The sequence below is a fragment of the Bartonella capreoli genome, assembly GCF_902813205.1.
GTDB lineage: Bacteria > Pseudomonadota > Alphaproteobacteria > Rhizobiales > Rhizobiaceae > Bartonella > Bartonella schoenbuchensis.
Map to the genome: position 1 here is coordinate 1 of NZ_CADDZX010000222.1, position 447 is coordinate 447.

The 447-nt window shown below is 38.7% G+C and carries 1 protein-coding gene; it reads right to left on the reverse strand.

From position 1 onward, the window contains the following. Positions 1 to 447: ATP-grasp domain-containing protein (locus J7R05_RS08155; RefSeq protein WP_343070549.1), on the reverse strand; the 447-nt coding region annotated here is incomplete at both ends.

Genomic DNA, 447 nt, shown 5'->3' on the forward strand with positions numbered 1-447 from the left:
GGCTCATATCTTTTTCACAAAACACTTTATAAAGAATTGGAAAAAGCTTTTCTCCATCTTCTCTTGCACTATCACACAATACCAATGCATCACAAAGCCTTGCACAAACATCAGAGGTAACGCCCTGTGTAACATCAATGGGTAGAGTTAAAATTTTTTCTGGCGTTTTTTCAGCAACCGTTTCAATATCCATACCACCTTCTGTTGAAACAACAAAAGCCACCCGACCAACGCTACGATCAACTAAAAGTGAAAGATAAAGCTCCCGTTCTATATCAGCACCATCTTCAATATAAAGACGATTGACCTGTTTTCCTTCTGGACCAGTTTGCTTGGTTACCAAAGTTTTACCAAGCATTTCTTTTACATTAGCAACAACTTCTTCAACGGATTTTGCAAGCCGAACACCACCCTTTGCATCAAGAGAAAGTTCTTTAAACTTCCCTT